Annotated in this window: 10 protein-coding genes; 2 read left to right on the top strand and 8 right to left on the bottom strand. The window is 66.2% G+C overall.

Annotated elements, in window-relative coordinates:
- Positions 1–310 precede the first annotated feature (310 nt).
- A complete protein-coding gene (locus tag E8E91_RS22245) occupies positions 311–1,495 on the bottom strand; it encodes an alpha/beta hydrolase family protein (protein WP_280378882.1) in 1,185 nt (394 codons plus the stop codon).
- Positions 1,496–1,722: 227 nt separating this feature from the next.
- Here E8E91_RS22245 and E8E91_RS22250 point away from each other — a divergent pair, with 227 nt between their 5' ends.
- Positions 1,723–3,198, top strand: a complete 1,476-nt coding sequence (locus E8E91_RS22250) for a wax ester/triacylglycerol synthase family O-acyltransferase (RefSeq protein WP_280378884.1) — start codon at positions 1,723–1,725, stop codon at positions 3,196–3,198.
- A gap of 170 nt (positions 3,199–3,368) precedes the next feature.
- On the opposite strand, the gene E8E91_RS22255 is transcribed toward E8E91_RS22250, so the two are convergent.
- From E8E91_RS22255 to E8E91_RS22285, 7 genes are all read right to left on the bottom strand, one after another.
- Positions 3,369–5,066 carry an AMP-binding protein gene (locus tag E8E91_RS22255; protein ID WP_280378886.1) on the bottom strand — a complete coding sequence of 566 codons (1,698 nt, stop codon included), beginning with the start codon at positions 5,064–5,066 and terminating at the stop codon, positions 3,369–3,371.
- 78 nt (positions 5,067–5,144) lie between these two features.
- The gene (locus tag E8E91_RS22260; RefSeq protein WP_280378888.1) at positions 5,145–6,254 is read right to left on the bottom strand and encodes a lipid-transfer protein; all 1,110 of its coding nucleotides are present in this window, start codon (positions 6,252–6,254) and stop codon (positions 5,145–5,147) included.
- A gap of 63 nt (positions 6,255–6,317) precedes the next feature.
- On the bottom strand, positions 6,318–8,135 hold the full coding sequence (locus E8E91_RS22265) for an SDR family oxidoreductase (protein WP_280378890.1): 1,818 nt from the start codon (positions 8,133–8,135) through the stop codon (positions 6,318–6,320).
- Between the two features lie 121 nt (positions 8,136–8,256).
- Positions 8,257–9,396: an acyl-CoA dehydrogenase family protein gene (locus E8E91_RS22270; protein ID WP_280378971.1), complete on the bottom strand. Its 1,140-nt coding sequence runs from the start codon at positions 9,394–9,396 to the stop codon at positions 8,257–8,259.
- A gap of 32 nt (positions 9,397–9,428) precedes the next feature.
- Positions 9,429–10,574 (bottom strand): acyl-CoA dehydrogenase family protein, encoded by a 1,146-nt coding sequence (locus E8E91_RS22275; RefSeq protein WP_280378892.1) that lies wholly within the window; start codon positions 10,572–10,574, stop codon positions 9,429–9,431.
- 373 nt (positions 10,575–10,947) lie between these two features.
- The gene (locus tag E8E91_RS22280; protein ID WP_280378894.1) at positions 10,948–13,629 is read right to left on the bottom strand and encodes a LuxR C-terminal-related transcriptional regulator; all 2,682 of its coding nucleotides are present in this window, start codon (positions 13,627–13,629) and stop codon (positions 10,948–10,950) included.
- A 259-nt stretch (positions 13,630–13,888) separates the two neighbouring features.
- Complete coding sequence (locus tag E8E91_RS22285; protein WP_280378895.1) at positions 13,889–15,031, bottom strand: acyl-CoA dehydrogenase family protein; 1,143 nt, start codon at positions 15,029–15,031, stop codon at positions 13,889–13,891.
- Positions 15,032–15,278: 247 nt separating this feature from the next.
- On the opposite strand from E8E91_RS22285, the gene E8E91_RS22290 reads away from it, so the two are divergent.
- Positions 15,279–17,081, top strand: a complete 1,803-nt coding sequence (locus E8E91_RS22290; protein WP_280378896.1) for an acyl-CoA dehydrogenase — start codon at positions 15,279–15,281, stop codon at positions 17,079–17,081.
- Positions 17,082–17,099 lie beyond the last annotated feature (18 nt).

Genomic DNA, 17,099 nt, shown 5'->3' on the forward strand with positions numbered 1-17,099 from the left:
ACAACGCCCCGCACCTGCAGGGCGTTGTTCATTCTGCGCCGAGCTTCCCGCGGCACCTGTAGGAGCGAGCTCTGCTCGCGAACAACCCAGCTTCTGGGCCAACCTGAAACTACCCTCTCCCCCGGCCCCTCTCCCAGAGGGCGAGGGGTGACTCGCGCCGGCGGGGCCCAAACCATCCTGAACCCCGCGCGCCGTCCCCCATGTAGGAGCGAGCTCTGCTCGCGAACAGTCCCCGCGCCAGAGCCCCAATCCCGGGACGCAAAAAGCCCCCTACCCTCACGAACAGGAGGCTTGCGTCACCCGCGCCGCACTAAACCCCGGAATACCGATCCATCAGCTCACCCATGCGCTCCAGGTATTCCCGGCGGCCAAGGTGCAGGATGTGGTTGCCGGGGAACCAGTGCAGCGCGCTGCCCGGCCAATGCCGCTGCAACAGGCGCAGGTGGCGCGGCATGGTCACCCGGTCGCCGGCGCCGCCGATGATCAGCACGCGCTGGCCATCCAGGGGCGAGGCGTAGGTCAGAGGATTGTGCACCGCCAGCAGGCCACGCATCTCGGCCACACCAACGCCCTGGCTGCGCATCAGCCGCGACAGCAAGAGACCGGTGGGTTGCCATTCGAGGAACACGTCGATCGGGCTGACCGCCGGCACGATGGGAATGCAGTACGCCAGACGCTCTTCAACCGCCGCCAGCAGCGCTGCGGTGTAGCCACCGAGGGAGATGCCCGCCGCACCGATATGCTCGACGCCGCGTCCCTGCAGGTAGTCGATGAACACGCGCAGGTCGTGAATCGCGTGCAAGGGCGTCTCGTTGAAGGACACCAGCCCATTGCCGAACAGGCCCTGGCCGCTGAACCACGAACCGCGCTCGGCGCGGCGGCCATGGTGCGGGTAGGTGAACAGCAGCAAGTCATAACCGCGCCGGTAAAAATCGGCCAGGGACAGTGCACGGGCATTCAGCCAATGCGGGTCCGCCGCGAAGCCGTGGATGAGGATCAACGTCGGCCTGGGCCGGTCGCCATGGCACCAGTGCTGGGCATGGGCGCGGGTATTGCGCTGCATGGCGGCAAAGCGCGGACGCGCGTAGGGATTCAAGGGCTGGAAGGGACTGATGAAGCTCAGCTGGAAACGCCGGATGCCGTCGTTGGCCTGCAGTTCTTGCGCGTCGACGGCAAGACCTGCGGGCGGCGCCAGGAACACCTGCGAGGCGTCCCCCGCCCGTGCCAGGGGTTCGTAGAAGCGCAGCGCGTCGAACTCTTCCTGCATGCGGCCGCTGCCTTTTAGCGATGCCAGCATGGCGGCGGCCACCGTGGCAGACAGCGACGTGCGCATGACGCGCTCGACCGCCGCGGTGCCATGGACTTTCAGTGGATGCACCGTATCCAGTGCCGTCCCGTCCGCGTGCAGCCAGAAATCCTCCGGCAGCCGTTCCCACCAGGGGCTGCGCGAACGGTCCGCCACCCCCTCGCCTGCATACCTCTCTTCGTTCAACACGCGGATTCTCCCGGAAAATTCCAGTCCATCGCCCCGCCGACCGGCACCGGGCGTCCTTCGGTGGCGACAGCTTAAAGGCACGTCCGGCGCGGGCCTCCCCCCGATTGAAGGGGGACGGGTTGCACCCGCGAACGAGGAACATGGCCACCTGGAAGAAGCGCGGTGAAGCCCTTGCTTGCCAGGTCGATCGATCCAACCTCCACCACCACCTTGCGGGTACCCCAACGATGAGCAAACTCAGCGGGCAAGACGCGTTGTTCCTGAAAGTCGACAGGCCCCATGCGGCCTCTCACTGCACCATGATCTACATCTACGACCAGTCCACCGTGGAAGGACAGCGCCTCGGGTTCCGCGAGATCGTCCGTCACATATCCGACCGCCTCGACGTTTCACCGGTATTCCGCCGCAAGATCGTCCAGATCCCCTACGGGCTGGGCTATCCGTACTGGGTGGAAGACGACCTGTTCGACATCGACTTCCACGTCCGCCACTTCGCCCTGCCCAAGCCCGGCGACTGGCGGCAGTTCTGCATCCTCGTGTCGCGCATCCACGCCCGCTCGGTCGACCTGGCCCGCGCGCCTTGGGAGATGTACGTCATCGAAGGGCTGGACAACATCGAAGGCATTCCCAAGGGCAGCTTCGCCATCCTCACCAAGTCCCACCACGCCGCCATGGATGGCACCGCCGCTGCGGAGCTGACCTGGGCCCTGCACGACATCGCCGGCGCCCAGGGCAAGCCCGTCGCGGTGGTGCCCGACAAGCCGGCGGCAAGCCCGCGACGGCCGCTCTGGGGCCCGCTGGACACCGTCAGCCGCATGCTCACCGACAACATCTCCGCCTCGGCGCGTATGGCCCGGCCGCTGGCGCGGGTGCTGCCCAAGCTGGCGGTCGCCGGCCTGCGCTCGGTGGCTCGTTCGGTGCTGACGCCCGGCGGTGGCGCGCCACGCACGCGCTTCAACACCAATGTGAGTGCCGCGCGCGTCTGGAACTCGGTCACCCTCGACCTCGCCACCGTGAAGCAGATCAAGGCCCTGGTCCCGGGGGCGACGGTCAACGATGCCGTGCTGGCCATCATCGGCGGAGCGATGCGCCGCTACCTGGATGCGAAGGGCGAGTTGCCGGACAAGTCCCTGGTGACCCTGGCACCGGTCAATACCCGCCAGGGCGGGGAAGCCACTGCCAGCGGCAATACCATCTCCATGGTCACCTTCCCCCTGCGCACCGATATCGAAAACCCGCTCGAGCGGCTGGAAGCGATATTCGCGGCGACCTCGGAGTCAAAGGCCATCCAGAACGGCATCGGCGCCGAGGACCTGACCAACCTGCAGAAATTCGCGCCGCCCGCCACCCTCGGCCTCGCCGGCCGCCTGGCCACCATGATGGGCGTCGGCGGCAAGGGCCCGGTGATCCTGCACAACTGCCTGGTGACCAACGTGCCCGGCCCCAACGTGCCGCTCTATATGCTCGGCGCCAAGCTGGTCTACTGGTGCGGCGTCGGCCCGCTGGTGGACGGCCTCTCGCTGATCTGGAACCCCACCAGCTACTGCGGAAAAATGTTCGTCTCGCTGACCAGTTCGCCCAACGTGGTGCCCGACCCGGACTTCCTCGCGCAGTGCCTGAAGGACTCGTACGAGGAAATGCAAGGGCTGGCTCAAGCCGCCAACAAGCCGGTAGCGAAGAAGCGCGCTGCCCGGCAATCGTAGGATGGGTTGAGCCTGCGATACCCATCAACCATGTCCGATGGGTATCGCTCCGCTCAACCACATCCTACGAATTGGAACGGTGCACCGGGCTACCTTTCCTTAAATTTCCGCACCTACAAAAAAGGCCGATCCGGAATCCGGATCGGCCTTTGGCGTCCATGCCCCGTGCGTTATTCGAAGATCACCTTGCAATCGCCCTCGCCCCAAACCTCCACCTTGTCCTGATAGCGGTCCTCGATCAGGTTACGGCGAATTTTCAGGGTCGGCGTGAGCAGGCCGTTGGCGATGCTCCAGGGCTCGCGGACCACCACCAGGAATGCCAGCTGCTCGTGGGGCTCGAACTGGGCATTCACCTCCGCGAGGAACACCTCCAGCTCGGTGGCCACCGCATCGCGGCCCTCGGCGCTGGCCAGGGCAGCACGGGTATCCGGCGAGACGTTGAGCAGGGCCAGCGGCTGCGGCAGGCCGACGCCGGTGACGCAGGATGCCTCCACGCGCGAATGGTTGCCGAGCTTGGCCTCGATGGGCACGGGGGCGACGTACTTGCCCTTGGCGGTCTTGAACAGCTCCTTGACCCGCCCGGTGATGCGCAGGCGCCCCTGCTCGTCCAGCTCACCACGGTCGCCGGTGCGGAACAGGCCGTCGGCCGTGTAGCTCTCGGCGGTCAGCTCGGCCTGCTTGTAGTAGCCCAGCATCTGCGCGGGGCTCTTCACCAGGATTTCGCTGTTGTCGTCGATGCGGCACTCGACGCCCGGGATCGCGGCGCCGACATAGCCTACGCGCACCTGCCCCGGCAGGCTGAAATGCGAGGTGCCGAAGTTTTCCGACATGCCGTAGCCCTCCAGCAGCTCCAGGCCCAGCTGGCGGTACCACTCCATCACCTTGACCGGCAGCGGCGCCGAACCGGACAAGCCCGTATGCACCTGGTCCAGGCCCAGGGCGGAGAGAATCTGCGCCTTCATCAGTTCACCTTCAACCGGATCGGCGAAGGCAGCAGCCTGGGCAGCGGCCGGAATCCGCTCGTTGATGCCCTGGTAGAACTTGCCCCACAAGCGCGGCATCGACAGGAAAATGGTCGGTCTCGCTCGGCGCAGGTCTTCGCTGAAGGTTTCCAAACCCAGGTTGAAGAACACCCGGCAGCCGCTGAACAGCGACACGGCTTCCACCACCGCGCGCTCGGCGGTATGGGCCAGCGGCAGGTAGGACAGCAGGCGGTCGCTCGATTGCGGCCCACGGCCCTTGTCGTACATGCAGCCAGTCGCTGCCGGAGCGGCGAACATGCTGCCGAAGCTGTGCATGACGCCCTTGGGATTTCCGGTGCTGCCGGAGGTGTAGATGATGGTGGCCAGCTCGCCCGGCTCCGGCAGGACCACCTGCTGTTGCGGCGCGAAGGCGGCGACGATGCCGTCCCAGGGCTCGCCCTCGCCGCATGCTGACATCGGCAGGTCGATGAGCGGCAGGCCGGCTGGAACCCCGGCACGAACCGCATTCCAGCCAGCCGTATCGCCATCCAGGCGGCCAACGAACAGCACGCGCACCTCGGCATGCTCCAGTACGTAGCGCACGGTATCGGCGTTGGCGGTCGAGTACAGCGGGACGCTGATGTGCCCGGCCATCCAGATCGCCAGGTCGGCGATGATCCAGTGGGCAGTGTTCTTGCCGAAAATACCGATTGAGGATCGCGGCGGCAGATCAAGGGAAACCAGGTAGGCCGCCATGCGCCGGGCCTGGTCGCCCACTTCGTGCCAGCTGTAGTCGACCACGCTGCCATCCGGCAGGGGTTGGGTCAGGTAGATGGCGTCAGGCGTGCTGCTCTCCCAGTGGAGGAAGCGGTGCAACAGCGTAGGGTGCTCATTGTTCTTGTTCATGGCATGTCCAGCGTCTGAAGGGTGGTGTACCACCCATTGAAATTGTTCTGTCGGCGGCGAAAGCAGCGCCGCGTCGGCTCACTCGCGTTGATAGAGGGTGGTCACCACGGTGCCATCCGGCCCGACCTGGTGCTGCAGGGCGATGCGCACATCGGCGACCTGGCGCCGGCCGGCATTGCCGCGCAAGTGATGCACCAGCTCGATGCATTGCGCCAGTCCGCTCACTGCGGGTGCCTGACCCAGCGAGAGCAGCCCCCCGGAGGGGTTGACCACCAGGTTGCCACCATAGGTGTTGTCGCCGTCCTCCACCAGCTTCTCGGCACTTCCCTCGGGGCAGAAGCCGAGCGCTTCGTAGAGCGACAGTTCGCTGAGGGTACTGCTGTCGTGCAGTTCGCACACCCCTACTTCCTGCGGCCCCCTGCCCGCCTGCTCATACAGTTCCCGCGCGGCGACGACGTGGACCTCATAGCCCGCACAAGGGAAGACCGATGCCGGATCGAAGCCGGCCACCTGCGCGGGCGAAACGCAGGCCTGGGCGATGATCCGCACCGCAGGGAGATTGCCACGGCGCCTGGCGAACCCGGCGGAGCACAGCAGCACCGCCGCCACCCCCGAGGTGGGCCAGGCGAACTGCGGATGGGTCAGCGGCTCGGCCAGGGTACTGGCCTCCAGCACTTCGTCCAGGGTCAGTGGGGCAACGAACACGGCCAGGGGGTTGAGCGCGGCATGCTGGCGCGCCTTGACCGCAATCATGGCGAAGGTTTCCCGGCGGGTTTGATAGCGCGCCATGTACTGCCGCGCCGCCGCACCCAGGCGTTCCAGTTCCGCGCCCAGGCTCGGCAAGGGCACTGGTGCGCCCTGCATACCCAGCACCAGTACGCAGTCGGCGAGTCCCAGCTCGATAGCCTGGCAGGCCTGGTACAACAGGACGCCGCCGCTGTCCTCGCCTTTCGGCAAAGGCTGGAGCGGCACCTGCCCCAGCCCCGTCTGTTCGAGAGCCCGTTGCAGGGTCCCGCCATCCATCAGTCCCGAGGCGGCGAAAACGCATCCCACATCCCGCGCGGACAATCCGGCGTCCGCCAGCGCCTGCCGCGCCGTCTCGCCGACCAGGGCGGTCGAGTTAGCGCTGAGCGCGGCCGGGCTGAAGGGGGACATGCCTACGCCAATCACATTGACGCAACGTTGCATCGTGCTCTCCTGAAATAGAAAGCTGCCGCTTCCGGGGCTCGGAAGCGGCAGGTGGCCAAGGGGTCAGGCCGGCACTTGCTCGAACAGTTCGACCGCACCGTTCTTCAGCACGATGACGTCGCGCTCCACCGCACGCATCTCGACGATGATGCGGGTGGGCGACTCACGCCACATGCGGGTTTCCAGGGTGTCGCCCGGCATCACGATGGAGGCGAAGCGTGCCCGCACGCTCTTGAACAGGCGCGAGTCGTTGCCGCAGAACGCCTTGATCACGTGGCGGCCGAGGTAGCCGAAGGTGCACAGCCCGTGCAGGAACGGCTTCTCGTAACCGGCCTTGGCGGCGTAGTCCGGGTCCACGTGCATGGGGTTCCAGTCACCGCACAGGCGGTACAGCAGCGCCTGGTTGATCTCGGTCTGGTCCGCCAGTACGGCATCGGGTTCGCGTGCCGGCGGCACGTTGATCTCTTCACTGGCCACGCGCTGCAGGCCGGCACCGGGAACGCCCGGGTAGAAGCCGGTCACCTCGTTGTAGAACAGCGGCGTGCCCTGCTCGTCCGTGGTCTCGATGGCCAGCACGCTGACCGAGCTCTTGCCTTTGTCGATGGCCGCCTTCAGGCGCATGGTGTGCTTGAGCTTCGCCTTCGGCGGCAGCGGGCGGTACATCACGGTGTACTGCTCGCCGTGCAGGCCCTTGGCGAACGGCAGGTTCAGGCCTTCCAGCTGCGGCTCGCCGGACTTGGCGGCGCGCAGGAACACCTCGGTCGCCGGCAGCACGGCCATGGTCGGCAGCACGCGGAAGTCTTCACCGACGAACTCGTTCACATACAGCAGCTCGGTGCGATCCAGCGGGTCCTTGGCTGCGCCCACGGCCAGCGCATAGAGCGCGGCGTCGTTCTGGTCGTACTCGGTCTCCAGGTAGGACACGGCATTGCCCGCCACTTCCATGTCGACGAAGGCGTTGCCGCCCTTGGCCGGGGAGTCCATGCGCGCGAACAGTTCCTTGAAGCCTTCGCCGCCATTGGGGTGGGCGACGCTGTGCTCGTCGAAGCGGGTGATGCGCTCCCAGTTGTCACGCACCAGCTCCGGGCTCAGGGTGTCGGTGTGCAGCACGCGGCCCTGGGAACGCTCCCAACGGTACTTGGCGTGGAAGCCGCCACCGACCTCGAACAGGCCGCCGGTGTCCTGGCATTCCTCGCTGCACAGCCAGCCCACCAGCGGGGCGACGTCTTCCACCTTCAACTTGTCGTGCAGTTCTTCGGGGAAGATGCCGCTGGCGATCACCATGCGCGAAGCCGCGATCGGGGCGATGGTGTTGACGCGGATGTTCTTGCTCGCGCCTTCGATGGCCAGCGCGTTGGTGAAGCCGATCAGGCCCGACTTGGCAGTGGCATAGTTGCACTGGCCAAAGTTGCCGAAGATGCCGGCGCCGGAAGCGGTCATCACGATGCGGCCGTAGCCCTTGTCGCGCATGATCGGCCAGACGGCGTGGGTCAGGCGGAAGGCGCCCTTCACGTGCACGTCCTGGATCAGGTCCCACTGTTCTTCAGTCATCTTGTGGAACGAGGTGTCGCGCAGAACGCCGGCGTTGTTGATCAGGATGTCGACGGTGCCGAACGCCTCCAGGGCGGTGGCGACGATCTTCTCGCCCTCGGTCACCGAGTTGTAGTCGGCCACCGCCTCGCCGCCCAGGGCGCGGATCTCGGCGACCACGGCGTCGGCCGCGGCGGACGAACTACCCAGGCCTTCGGTGGTCACGCCCAGGTCATTGACCACGACCTTGGCGCCACGGGAACCCAGCAGCAGGGCGTGGGCACGACCGAGGCCGTTCCCGGCGCCGGTGACGATGGCGACTTTTCCGTCGAAGCGAATTTCTTGAGACACGTTTGCGCTCCTCTCCTGAAGAGATGGTTGTTATCGCGACGCAGGGCACCGGCCCCCGGCCGTCCAACTGGACGAGCCGGCTCGGATGCGGACTGCGGCCGCAGGTTGGCTCAGGCTCGCCTCACAGGGTGCGGGCGATGATTTCCTTCATGATTTCGTTGGTGCCGCCCCAGATGCGGTTGCCCCGCGTATCCAGGTAGAGACGGGCGATGGGGTATTCGGTCATGTAGCCGTTGCCGCCATGCAGCTGCAGGCAGGCGTCCACCACGCGGCTGCTCAGCTCGGCGGTCCAGTACTTGGCCACAGCGGCTGTTTCGGAGGTCAGCTCGCCCTGCAGCAGCAGTTCCAGGCAGCTGTCGATCCAGGAGCGGCCGATCTGCACTTCGGTCTTCAGTTGCGCGAGAGTGAAGCGCGAGTTCTGGAAGTCGAGCACTGGCTGGCCGAAGACCATGCGCGTGCGGGTGTACTCGATGGTCTGCTCCAGGGCAGCTTCAGCCTGGGCCTGGAAGCCCACCGCGCCGATGATGCGTTCCCAGGCCAGGTCGTGCATGAGCTGGTAGAAGCCCCTGCCCTCCTCCCCACCGAGCACGTTCTCGACCGGCACGCGGCAGTCGTCGAAGAACAGCATGCTGGTGTCCTGGGCGTGCAGGCCGATCTTCTCCAGCGGTTGCGAACGGCTGAAGCCGGCGCGCTCCTTCTCGACGATGACGATGGAGATGTCCTTGGCGCTGCCGCTGTTGCCGGTCTTGCACACCACCAGCGCCAGGTCGCAGGAAGCACCGTTGGAAATGAAGGTCTTGGAACCGCTGAGAACGTACTCGCCGCCGTCACGCGCAGCGCGGGTCTTGACCGCCTGCAGGTCGGAGCCGGTGTTGGGCTCGGTCATGGCGATAGCGCCCACCGCCTCGCCGGTGATCATTCTCGGTAGCCAGGCCTGCTTCTGCGCCTCGGTGCCGTAGTTGAGGATGTAGAACGCCACCAGGCCGTGCACCCCAAAGCCGATCAGGCCGGTGGCGCCCACGCGCATGAACTCTTCGGAGAACACCACATCGAACAGCCGGTCGGCGCCGGGGCCGCCGTACTCCTCGGGCATCGAAGGCAGCAGCATTCCCAGCTCACCGGCCTTGCGCCAGACCGCGCGGGGAACGCACTTGTCCTTCTCCCACTGGGCATGGAAAGGCGCGACTTCCTCCTCCACGAAGCGGCGGCAGGCGCGGCGGAACTCATCGTGCTCGGAGCTGAACAGGGTACGGGGGATCAGATATTCCATTGCGTATTCCTCTGCGACCCGGATCAGAGCGTGCGCCCGACCAGATCCTTCATGATGTCGTTGGCGCCGCCGGCGATGCGCAGCACGCGGTGGTCGAGGTAGTGGCGGGCAACCGGGTACTCGAGCATGTAGCCGTTGCCGCCGTGCAGCTGGACGCACTCGTCCACCACCTTGGTGTAGAGGTCGGAGCACCACAGCTTGGCGGCGGCCGCCGCTTCCGGGCTGAGGGTCCGCGCCAGGCACTGCTCCATGCAGCGGTCGACGTAGTTCTGCGATACCGCCAGCTGCATTTTCAGGTCGGCCAATTTGAAGCGGGTGTTCTGGAAGGCGAAGATCGGCTTGCCGAACACGGTGCGGCCCCTGGTGTATTCCAGGGTGCTTTCCAGCACCGCCTGGGCGCCGGCCACGCTGCTGATGGCGATGGACAGGCGCTCCCAGGCCAGCTCCTTCATCAGCTGGATGAAGCCCTTCCCTTCCACCCCGCCCAGCAGGTTCTCGCGGGGCACGCGGACGTCCTCGAAGAACAGCATGGTGGTGTCCTGGGCATGCAGGCCGACCTTGCGCAGCGGCTTGGATTTGCTGAATCCCACGCGGTCGGCTTCCACCAGGATCAGCGAGATGTCCTGGGCGCCCTTGCCCGAGGTGCCGGTCTTGGCGACGACGACGACGATGTCGCAGTTGGTGCCGTTGGAGATGAAGGTCTTGGCGCCGTTGATGACGTACTCGTCACCGTCCAGCACCGCACGGGTCTTCACCGCCTGCAGGTCGGAACCGGTGTCCGGTTCGGTCATGGCCACGGCGCCTATGGCCTCGCCGGCCGCCATTTTCGGCAGCCAGGTTTGTTTCTGCGCCTCGTTGCCGAAGTTCACCAGGTAGCCGGCGACGATGTCGTGCACGCCGAAGCCGATCAGGCCGGAGGCGAGGCCAGCGCGGTAGATCTCTTCAGTGGCGACCATCGAGAAACGGCGATCCAGCCCCAGGCCGCCATAGGCTTCCGGCGTGGTGGCATTGAGCATGCCCAGCTCGCCGGCGCGCTGCCAGATTTCGCGGGGAACCCGATGATCCTCTTCCCACTGCTCCAGCCGGGGAGCGCACTCCTCCGCCAGGAAGCGTCGCACGGTGCTGCGAAACTCCTCGTGCTCGTGGTCAAACAGGGTACGCGGAATCATCGGTGGTTCTCCTCGGCTCAATCGGTCCGCCACCCCTTCGGGCGGCTCTGGATCGATCATAGGAGGAGGGTTTCGGGGCCAGCCCCCTCAGGGAGGGGGGGATGCGGGGGCCTGTTGGGGGCGTTGTGGGGGCGATTTCAATCGCCAAGCGGACCGCAGGTTCGCCTTATGGTTTTTCCGGGGGCAACGATGTTGCCCTTGGCGAATGAATTCGCCCCCACAGGGAGAGCCGCCCGGCCGCCGCGCCCCCTCGCACGGGGTGGTTTGCGCAATGGGTACGGGGCATAGACTCGGCCGGCGAATTGCCAGCGGGCGGAGCGCACGGCGCGTCCACGCAACGCCCCACGCCTCCGCCCTGCTGGCGATTTCGCCCTTATTCGATCACGCCGTGCTTGCGAGCCCAGGACACCGCGTCATAGCGGCTGGAAACACCCAGCTTCACGTAGATGTTCTTCAGGTTCCACTTCACCGTTTCCAGCGAAATGTTCAAGGTTAATGCCACGCGCTTGTTCGACATGGCCTGGCTGATCAACTCCAGGATCGCCACTTCGCGCGGGGTCAGCATCGACGGGGCGCTGCTGGTGGCGGACTCGCTGGCATGGCCCACGCGCCCCGGGCCGAAGCGTTCCAGCAGCTGTGCCAGGTAGGCACCTTCTTCCTCGGGCAGCGACTTGCTCGCCAGGGCCGCCAGCAACTTGCGCAGCACCTCCCCTTCATCCAGGAACGTGCGCACCAGCCCCAGTCGATTACCCAGAGCCAGCGCTTCCAGCAGGTGTTCTTCGGACCGCTCTGGCTGCAGCAGGTCGGCGTGGGCGATGGCCCTCAGCAAATGGCCGGTGACCAGCAATTGGCCACGGCGGAATTTCGTCGCGTATGCGTGCAGGACTTCCAGGTCTGCCAGCGCCTTGTCCGGGTAGTTGGTGGCCAGCAGCAGACGCGCACGCGCCAGCGCCGCCAGTGCCGGGACTTCCGCCTGAAAGCCCTGGGCATCCTGGTATTGCAGCGCCAATGGTTCCAATTTGGCGACCCGTTCGGCGGCGTAGGTACGGTCGTTTTCCAGCAGGGCGATGCGCGATTGCTCGGTGAGGCACTGCGCCAGCGCGCGGTCCTGACCGATGCTGCGGAAGTGACGCTCCTGGCGTTCGAGGAAGGCCATGGCCACCGCGGCGGAATCCTGTAGCAGGTCCAGGCGTGCACGGCAGAGGGTGGCATGCAGCATGGTGTCGGGCATGGTCCACTGCAGCAGGCCGCTGCGATTGGCGAGGATTTCCCGCGCCTCGTCGGTGCGATCCAGTTCGCGATAGACCTCGGCCAGGGTCGCCGCGCCCAGGTAGGCGCTGGCGGACCTGTGTCCGTGGACGGCCACGGAGCGGGCGAGTTGCGTCGAACCGACACGCTCGGCCTCGAGAATTCGACCCTCCTGCAGATAACAGGTGGTTCGCGCCCCTTCGGCCACCAGGGCCATTTCCGCATCCCGCTCGGCCTCGGGAATGGGGTTCTCGTCCAGGCAGCGCAGCGCTTCCTCGTGCCGTCCCGCCGCCGAGTAGGCGATGGCCAGCAGCGCCGGGGCGCCATAACGCGTCACGGTGTAGTCGTCCGGCAGCGCCTGGAAGCTTTCCAGCAGGCCGATGATCGGCTCGCTGCGGTCGCGCTGGACCTCGATGGCCGCCTGCACCAGCGGCAGGCGGTAGGCGTTGTCGGCCTGTTGCGCGGCGCCGCTGCGTTTGAACTGGTCCATCCAGGCTTCGGCCTTGGCGGGACGGGCGGTCAGTGCGTAGGCCAGGCAGCCGAGGAAGAACAGGCGCGGCCGGGAGAACAGGATGTCTTGCGGCAACTGGTCCAGCAGGCGCAGCAACGGGCTCAGTTGGTCGAGGCTCCAGGTGGCCGGCGCGGCGCCTTCGACCAGCTGCGCGGCGAAGCCCAGGTCGCCGGCCTGGGTCGCATGGCGCACCGCTTCGGCCAGCAGCTTGCGCTCGGCGAACCAGGTCGCGGCGCGGCGGTGCAGCTGGTTCTGGGCCTCGCGATCACGGCGCAGCAGCCGCGCAGTGAGGAAGTCGCCGAACAGGGCGTGGAAGCGATACCAGGGTTGGCGGTCGTCGGCTTCGACACGGAAGATCAGCAGGTTCTCTTCATCCAGTCGCTTGAGCATGGCCTGGGCCGAGGTGTTGCCGGTCACCGCTTCGGCCAGGGAGGCATTGAAGCGCCGCAGGATGCTGACGTCTTCCATGAACGACGCCAGTTCCGGAGGCAGGTGGGCCATGACGTTCTCGGCCAGGTAGCTCTGCAGGTCGTCGGAGCGCCAGCCCATTTCGCGCAGGGTGTCGCGGGTCGAGGGGTCGCTGCGCAGCAGGATGACCACCAGTTGCAGGGTGGCCGGCCAGCCGCTGGTGAGCTGGTGGATCTGGTGAAGTTCCTCGGGGCTCAGTTTCAGCGCCGACAAACTCTGTTCGAGGAAGGCGCGGGTTTCCGCCAGGTCGAACGGCAACGCGGCGCAGTCCAGCTCCACCAACTGCCCGCTGAGGCGCAGACGGCTGAAACTGAGCGGCGGCCCGACGCGAGAGGAAATCACGAAGTGCAGGTTGTCGGGGCTGTGGTCCAGCAGTTTCTGCACGAGCTGGTGGGAGCGCGGGTCCACCACGTGCTGATAGTCGTCGATCACCAGGAACAGCTCTTTGTTGATGCTGGCCGCGCCTTCGACTATGGCCGCCACCACGCCGTCGATGAATTCCGGCCGCGTGCCTTCCGGCGGAATGCCGCTGTCCAGCGGAATCCCCAGACGCTGCAGGGCGCCACGCAGGTAGGCGAAGAAGATCGCGAGGTGCTTGTCGTCGGCGCTCAGGGAAAGCCAGGCCACGTCCGCCCCGGAACGCATCATTTCCTGGCGCCACTGGGCCAGCAGCGTGGTCTTGCCGAAGCCGGGGCTACCCGTCACCAGGCCGACGCGGCTTTGCGCCATGCGCTGCAGTTCTTCCAGCAGCCGCTGGCGCAGGATGGTCTGGGTGCCAATGCGCGGTGGCGCGAACTTCGTCGATACGAGCAGTTTGTCTGTGTGCATGTCCAGACCGGGTCTCCGATTCGCAAATGGCCTACCAAAACGCAGCGGACAAGCATGCGCGGGGTGGAATCAGGGTGGATACGGCCAGGCGGTAAGTCGGTTTTTTACCTGAAGCTTAGCCTCAGGTCAGCAGCCGCCTTGTTTCCGGGCATTTAGGCGACCGTTCCTGCAACAGATGGTGGCGGGGAAAGCGAGGGGGCCGCCCCCTCCAACCGAGGGGGTGGGACGGCGGTGCCAGGGCGACACCACCGGGGGTGGATCAGAGGGTGCGCGCCACCAGCTCGCGCATGATGTCGTTGGCGCCGCCGTAGATGCGGTTGACGCGGCTGTCCAGGTAATGCCGGGCGACCGGGTACTCCAGCATGTAGCCGTTGCCGCCGTGCAGCTGCACGCACTGGTCCACGACCTTCGAATACAGCTCGGTGCACCAGAGCTTGGCCGCAGCAGCAGCCTCCGGGGTCAGTTCGTGGTCCAGCAACAGCTCCATGCAGCGGTCGACATAGGTCTGGCCCAGGACGATTTCGGTTTTGAGGTCCGCCAGTTTGAAGCGCGAATTCTGGAAGTCGATGATCGGCTTGCCGAACACCTTGCGCTCGCGGGTGTAGTCGACGGTCTGCTCCAGCACCGCCTGGCTCGCCGCGATGGCCAGGATGCCGATGCTCAGGCGTTCCCAGGCCAGCTCCTTCATCAGTTGGTAGAAGCCCTGGCCCGGCTCGCCACCGAGGATGTTGGCCTTGGGCACGCGAACGTTCTCGAAGAACACCATGGTGGTGTCCTGGGCGTGCAGGCCGACCTTGCGCAACGGTTTGGATTTGCTGACGCCGGGGCGGTCGGCTTCCACCAGGATCAGCGAGATGTCCCGCGAGCCCTTGCCGCTGTTCCCTGTCTTGGCGACCACCACGATTATGTCGCTGTTGGTGCCGTTGGAAATGAAGGTCTTGGCACCGTTGATGACGTACTCGTCACCGTCCAGTACGGCGCGGGTCTTGACCGCCTGCAGATCGGAGCCGGTGTCGGGCTCGGTCATGGCGACGGCGGCGATGGCTTCGCCACTGGCCATTTTCGGCAGCCACTCGTGTTTCTGGGCCTCGGTGCCGAAGTTGATCAGGTAGCCGGCGCAGATATCGTGCACGTTGAAGCCGTTCAACCCGGACAGGCCGGCGCGGGCCACCTCTTCCACCGCGATCATCGAGAAGCGCCGATCCAGGCCCAGGCCGCCATAGGCCTCAGGCGTGGTGGCATTGAGCATGCCCAGCTCGCCTGCACGCTTCCAGATGTCGCGGGGGACGCGGTGATCTTCCTCCCACTGCTCATGGAATGGCGTGCACGCCTCCGCCAGGAAACGGCGGACGGTACTGCGGAACTCTTCATGCTCGTGATCGAAGAGGGTGCGCGGAATCATGGATATACCCCTGGATGCGATTGACTGTGCGGGCGCCCATCGGCGGAACGCCCTTCGCGCCACATTAGGTCGGCCTGCGCCCGCCCCGCCCCCTCGAAGCGGGTAGGCGCAGGCGAATCGGCAGCGCATCCGGGGGCCGCGTCCGCGCCCACTCCATAAGGGTGGGGGCGGTCTCGTCGGCATTTCGCTCTACTGGCAAAGCCCACTCCCCTGGCCGCCCGCCGGCCAACCAGTACAAGAGAACGAGATGACCGATTCGCTCCTGAACGAACGCGAACTGAGCTTCCAGCTCTACGAGCTGCTCGATACCGAGGCCTTGCTGCAGCGTCCCCGCTACGCCGAGCACGATCGCGCCGTATTCGACGCCACGCTGGAAACCGCACGCGGCGTCGCCGCCGAATACTTTGCCCCGCACAACCAGAAGGCCGACGCCAACGAGCCGACTTTCGACGGCGAACGGGTGACCCTGGTTCCGGAAACCAAGGCCGCCTGGGACGCCTTCGCCCAGGCCGGCTTCCTCGCCGCCCACCACGATGCCGAAGACGGTGGCCTGCAGCTGCCCGAGGTCATCCTGCGGGCCAGCATGGCCTACTTCAACGCCGCCAACATCGCCACGGTGGCTTACTCCTTCCTGACCATCGGCGCCGCCAACCTGGTCAAGAGCTTCACCGCCGATGCGCTGCGCGAACGCTTCCTGCCGCCCATGCTCGATGGCCGCTTCAGCGGCACCATGGCCCTGACCGAGCCAGGCCAGGGTTCCGCCCTTGGCGACCTGCGCACCACTGCTCGTCCGAGCGACGATGGCACCTTCCGTATCCACGGCCAGAAGATGTTCATCTCCGGCGGCGACCACTCGCTGACCGACAACATCGTGCACATGGTGCTGGCCCGCATCGAAGGTGCACCGGCGGGCACCCGTGGCATTTCGCTGTTCCTCGTGCCGAAGTTCCTGGTCAACGAGGACGGCAGCCTGGGCGCGCGTAACGACGTGGCCCTGGCCGGCCTGCTGCACAAGCACGGCCACCGCAATACCACCTCCACCGTACTCAGCTTCGGTGAGAAGGACGGCGCCGTCGGCTACCTGGTGGGCGAGGCCCACAAGGGCCTGTCGTACATGTTCCAGATGATGAACGAGGCGCGCATCGGCGTGGCCCTCGGCGCCTCGGCACTGGCCTACCAGAGCTTCATCCACGCCCTGGACTACGCCCGCGAACGGCCTCAGGGCCGCCTGCCGGGCGCCAAGGACCCGCTGACGCCGCAGGTACGGATCGTCGAGCATGCCGATGTGCGCCGCATGCTCTTGCAACAGAAGGTCTATGCCGAAGGCAGCCTCGCCTTGTGCCTGTACGCCAGCAGCCTGTTCGAGGATGCCCACACCGCCCCCGAAGAAACCCAGCGGCGCGAAGCCGGGGAACTGCTGGACCTGCTCATTCCCATGGTCAAGTCCTACCCGTCCAGGTACGGCGTGATGGCCTCGGACATCGGCATCCAGGTGCTCGGCGGATCGGGCTACATCCGCGAATACCCGCTCGAGCAGTACTACCGCGACAACCGCCTGAACCCCATCCACGAAGGCACCGAAGGCATCCACGGCCTCGACCTGCTGGGCCGCAAGCTGCAACAGAACCGGGGTGCCGGCTACCGCCTGTTCCTGGAACGCGTGCGCGACACCCTGAAGGACGCCGGGCGCGACGACCGTTGCGCCCCGCTCGCCTACCTCCTGGCTGGCTCGCTGGATCGCCTCCAGGAAGTCACTGAAAGCCTGCTGGACCAGGTCGCCGCCGACGCCAACCTGGGCCTGGCCAATGCCACCGTCTACCTCGACCTGTTCGGCCGCGTGCTGGTGGGCTGGCTGTGGCTGCGCATGGCGCTGGTCGCCAGCCGTGCCCTCGATGCCGGCGCCACCGGCAGCGAGGCGGACTTCTACCTCGGCAAGCTGCAGGCGGCGCGTTACTTCATGGACTGGGAGCTGGCCTCCATCGATGCGCAGGCGCGCCTGCTGGCCGCCGGCAATCGCAGCAGCTTCGACATGCAGGACCAGTGGTTCTGATCCGTCCTCCGACCTCCA

The organism is Pseudomonas sp. BN515 (genome assembly GCF_029873155.1).
Lineage (GTDB): Bacteria > Pseudomonadota > Gammaproteobacteria > Pseudomonadales > Pseudomonadaceae > Metapseudomonas.

Coding starts and splice junctions, on each gene's coding strand:
- E8E91_RS22290 (WP_280378896.1), top strand. CDS start 15,279: ATGACCGATTCGCTCCTGAACGAACGCGAACTGAGCTTCCAGCTCTAC.
- E8E91_RS22260 (WP_280378888.1), bottom strand. CDS start 6,254: ATGCAACGTTGCGTCAATGTGATTGGCGTAGGCATGTCCCCCTTCAGC.
- E8E91_RS22280 (WP_280378894.1), bottom strand. CDS start 13,629: ATGCACACAGACAAACTGCTCGTATCGACGAAGTTCGCGCCACCGCGC.
- E8E91_RS22285 (WP_280378895.1), bottom strand. CDS start 15,031: ATGATTCCGCGCACCCTCTTCGATCACGAGCATGAAGAGTTCCGCAGT.
- E8E91_RS22275 (WP_280378892.1), bottom strand. CDS start 10,574: ATGATTCCGCGTACCCTGTTTGACCACGAGCACGAGGAGTTTCGCAGC.
- E8E91_RS22250 (WP_280378884.1), top strand. CDS start 1,723: ATGAGCAAACTCAGCGGGCAAGACGCGTTGTTCCTGAAAGTCGACAGG.
- E8E91_RS22255 (WP_280378886.1), bottom strand. CDS start 5,066: ATGAACAAGAACAATGAGCACCCTACGCTGTTGCACCGCTTCCTCCAC.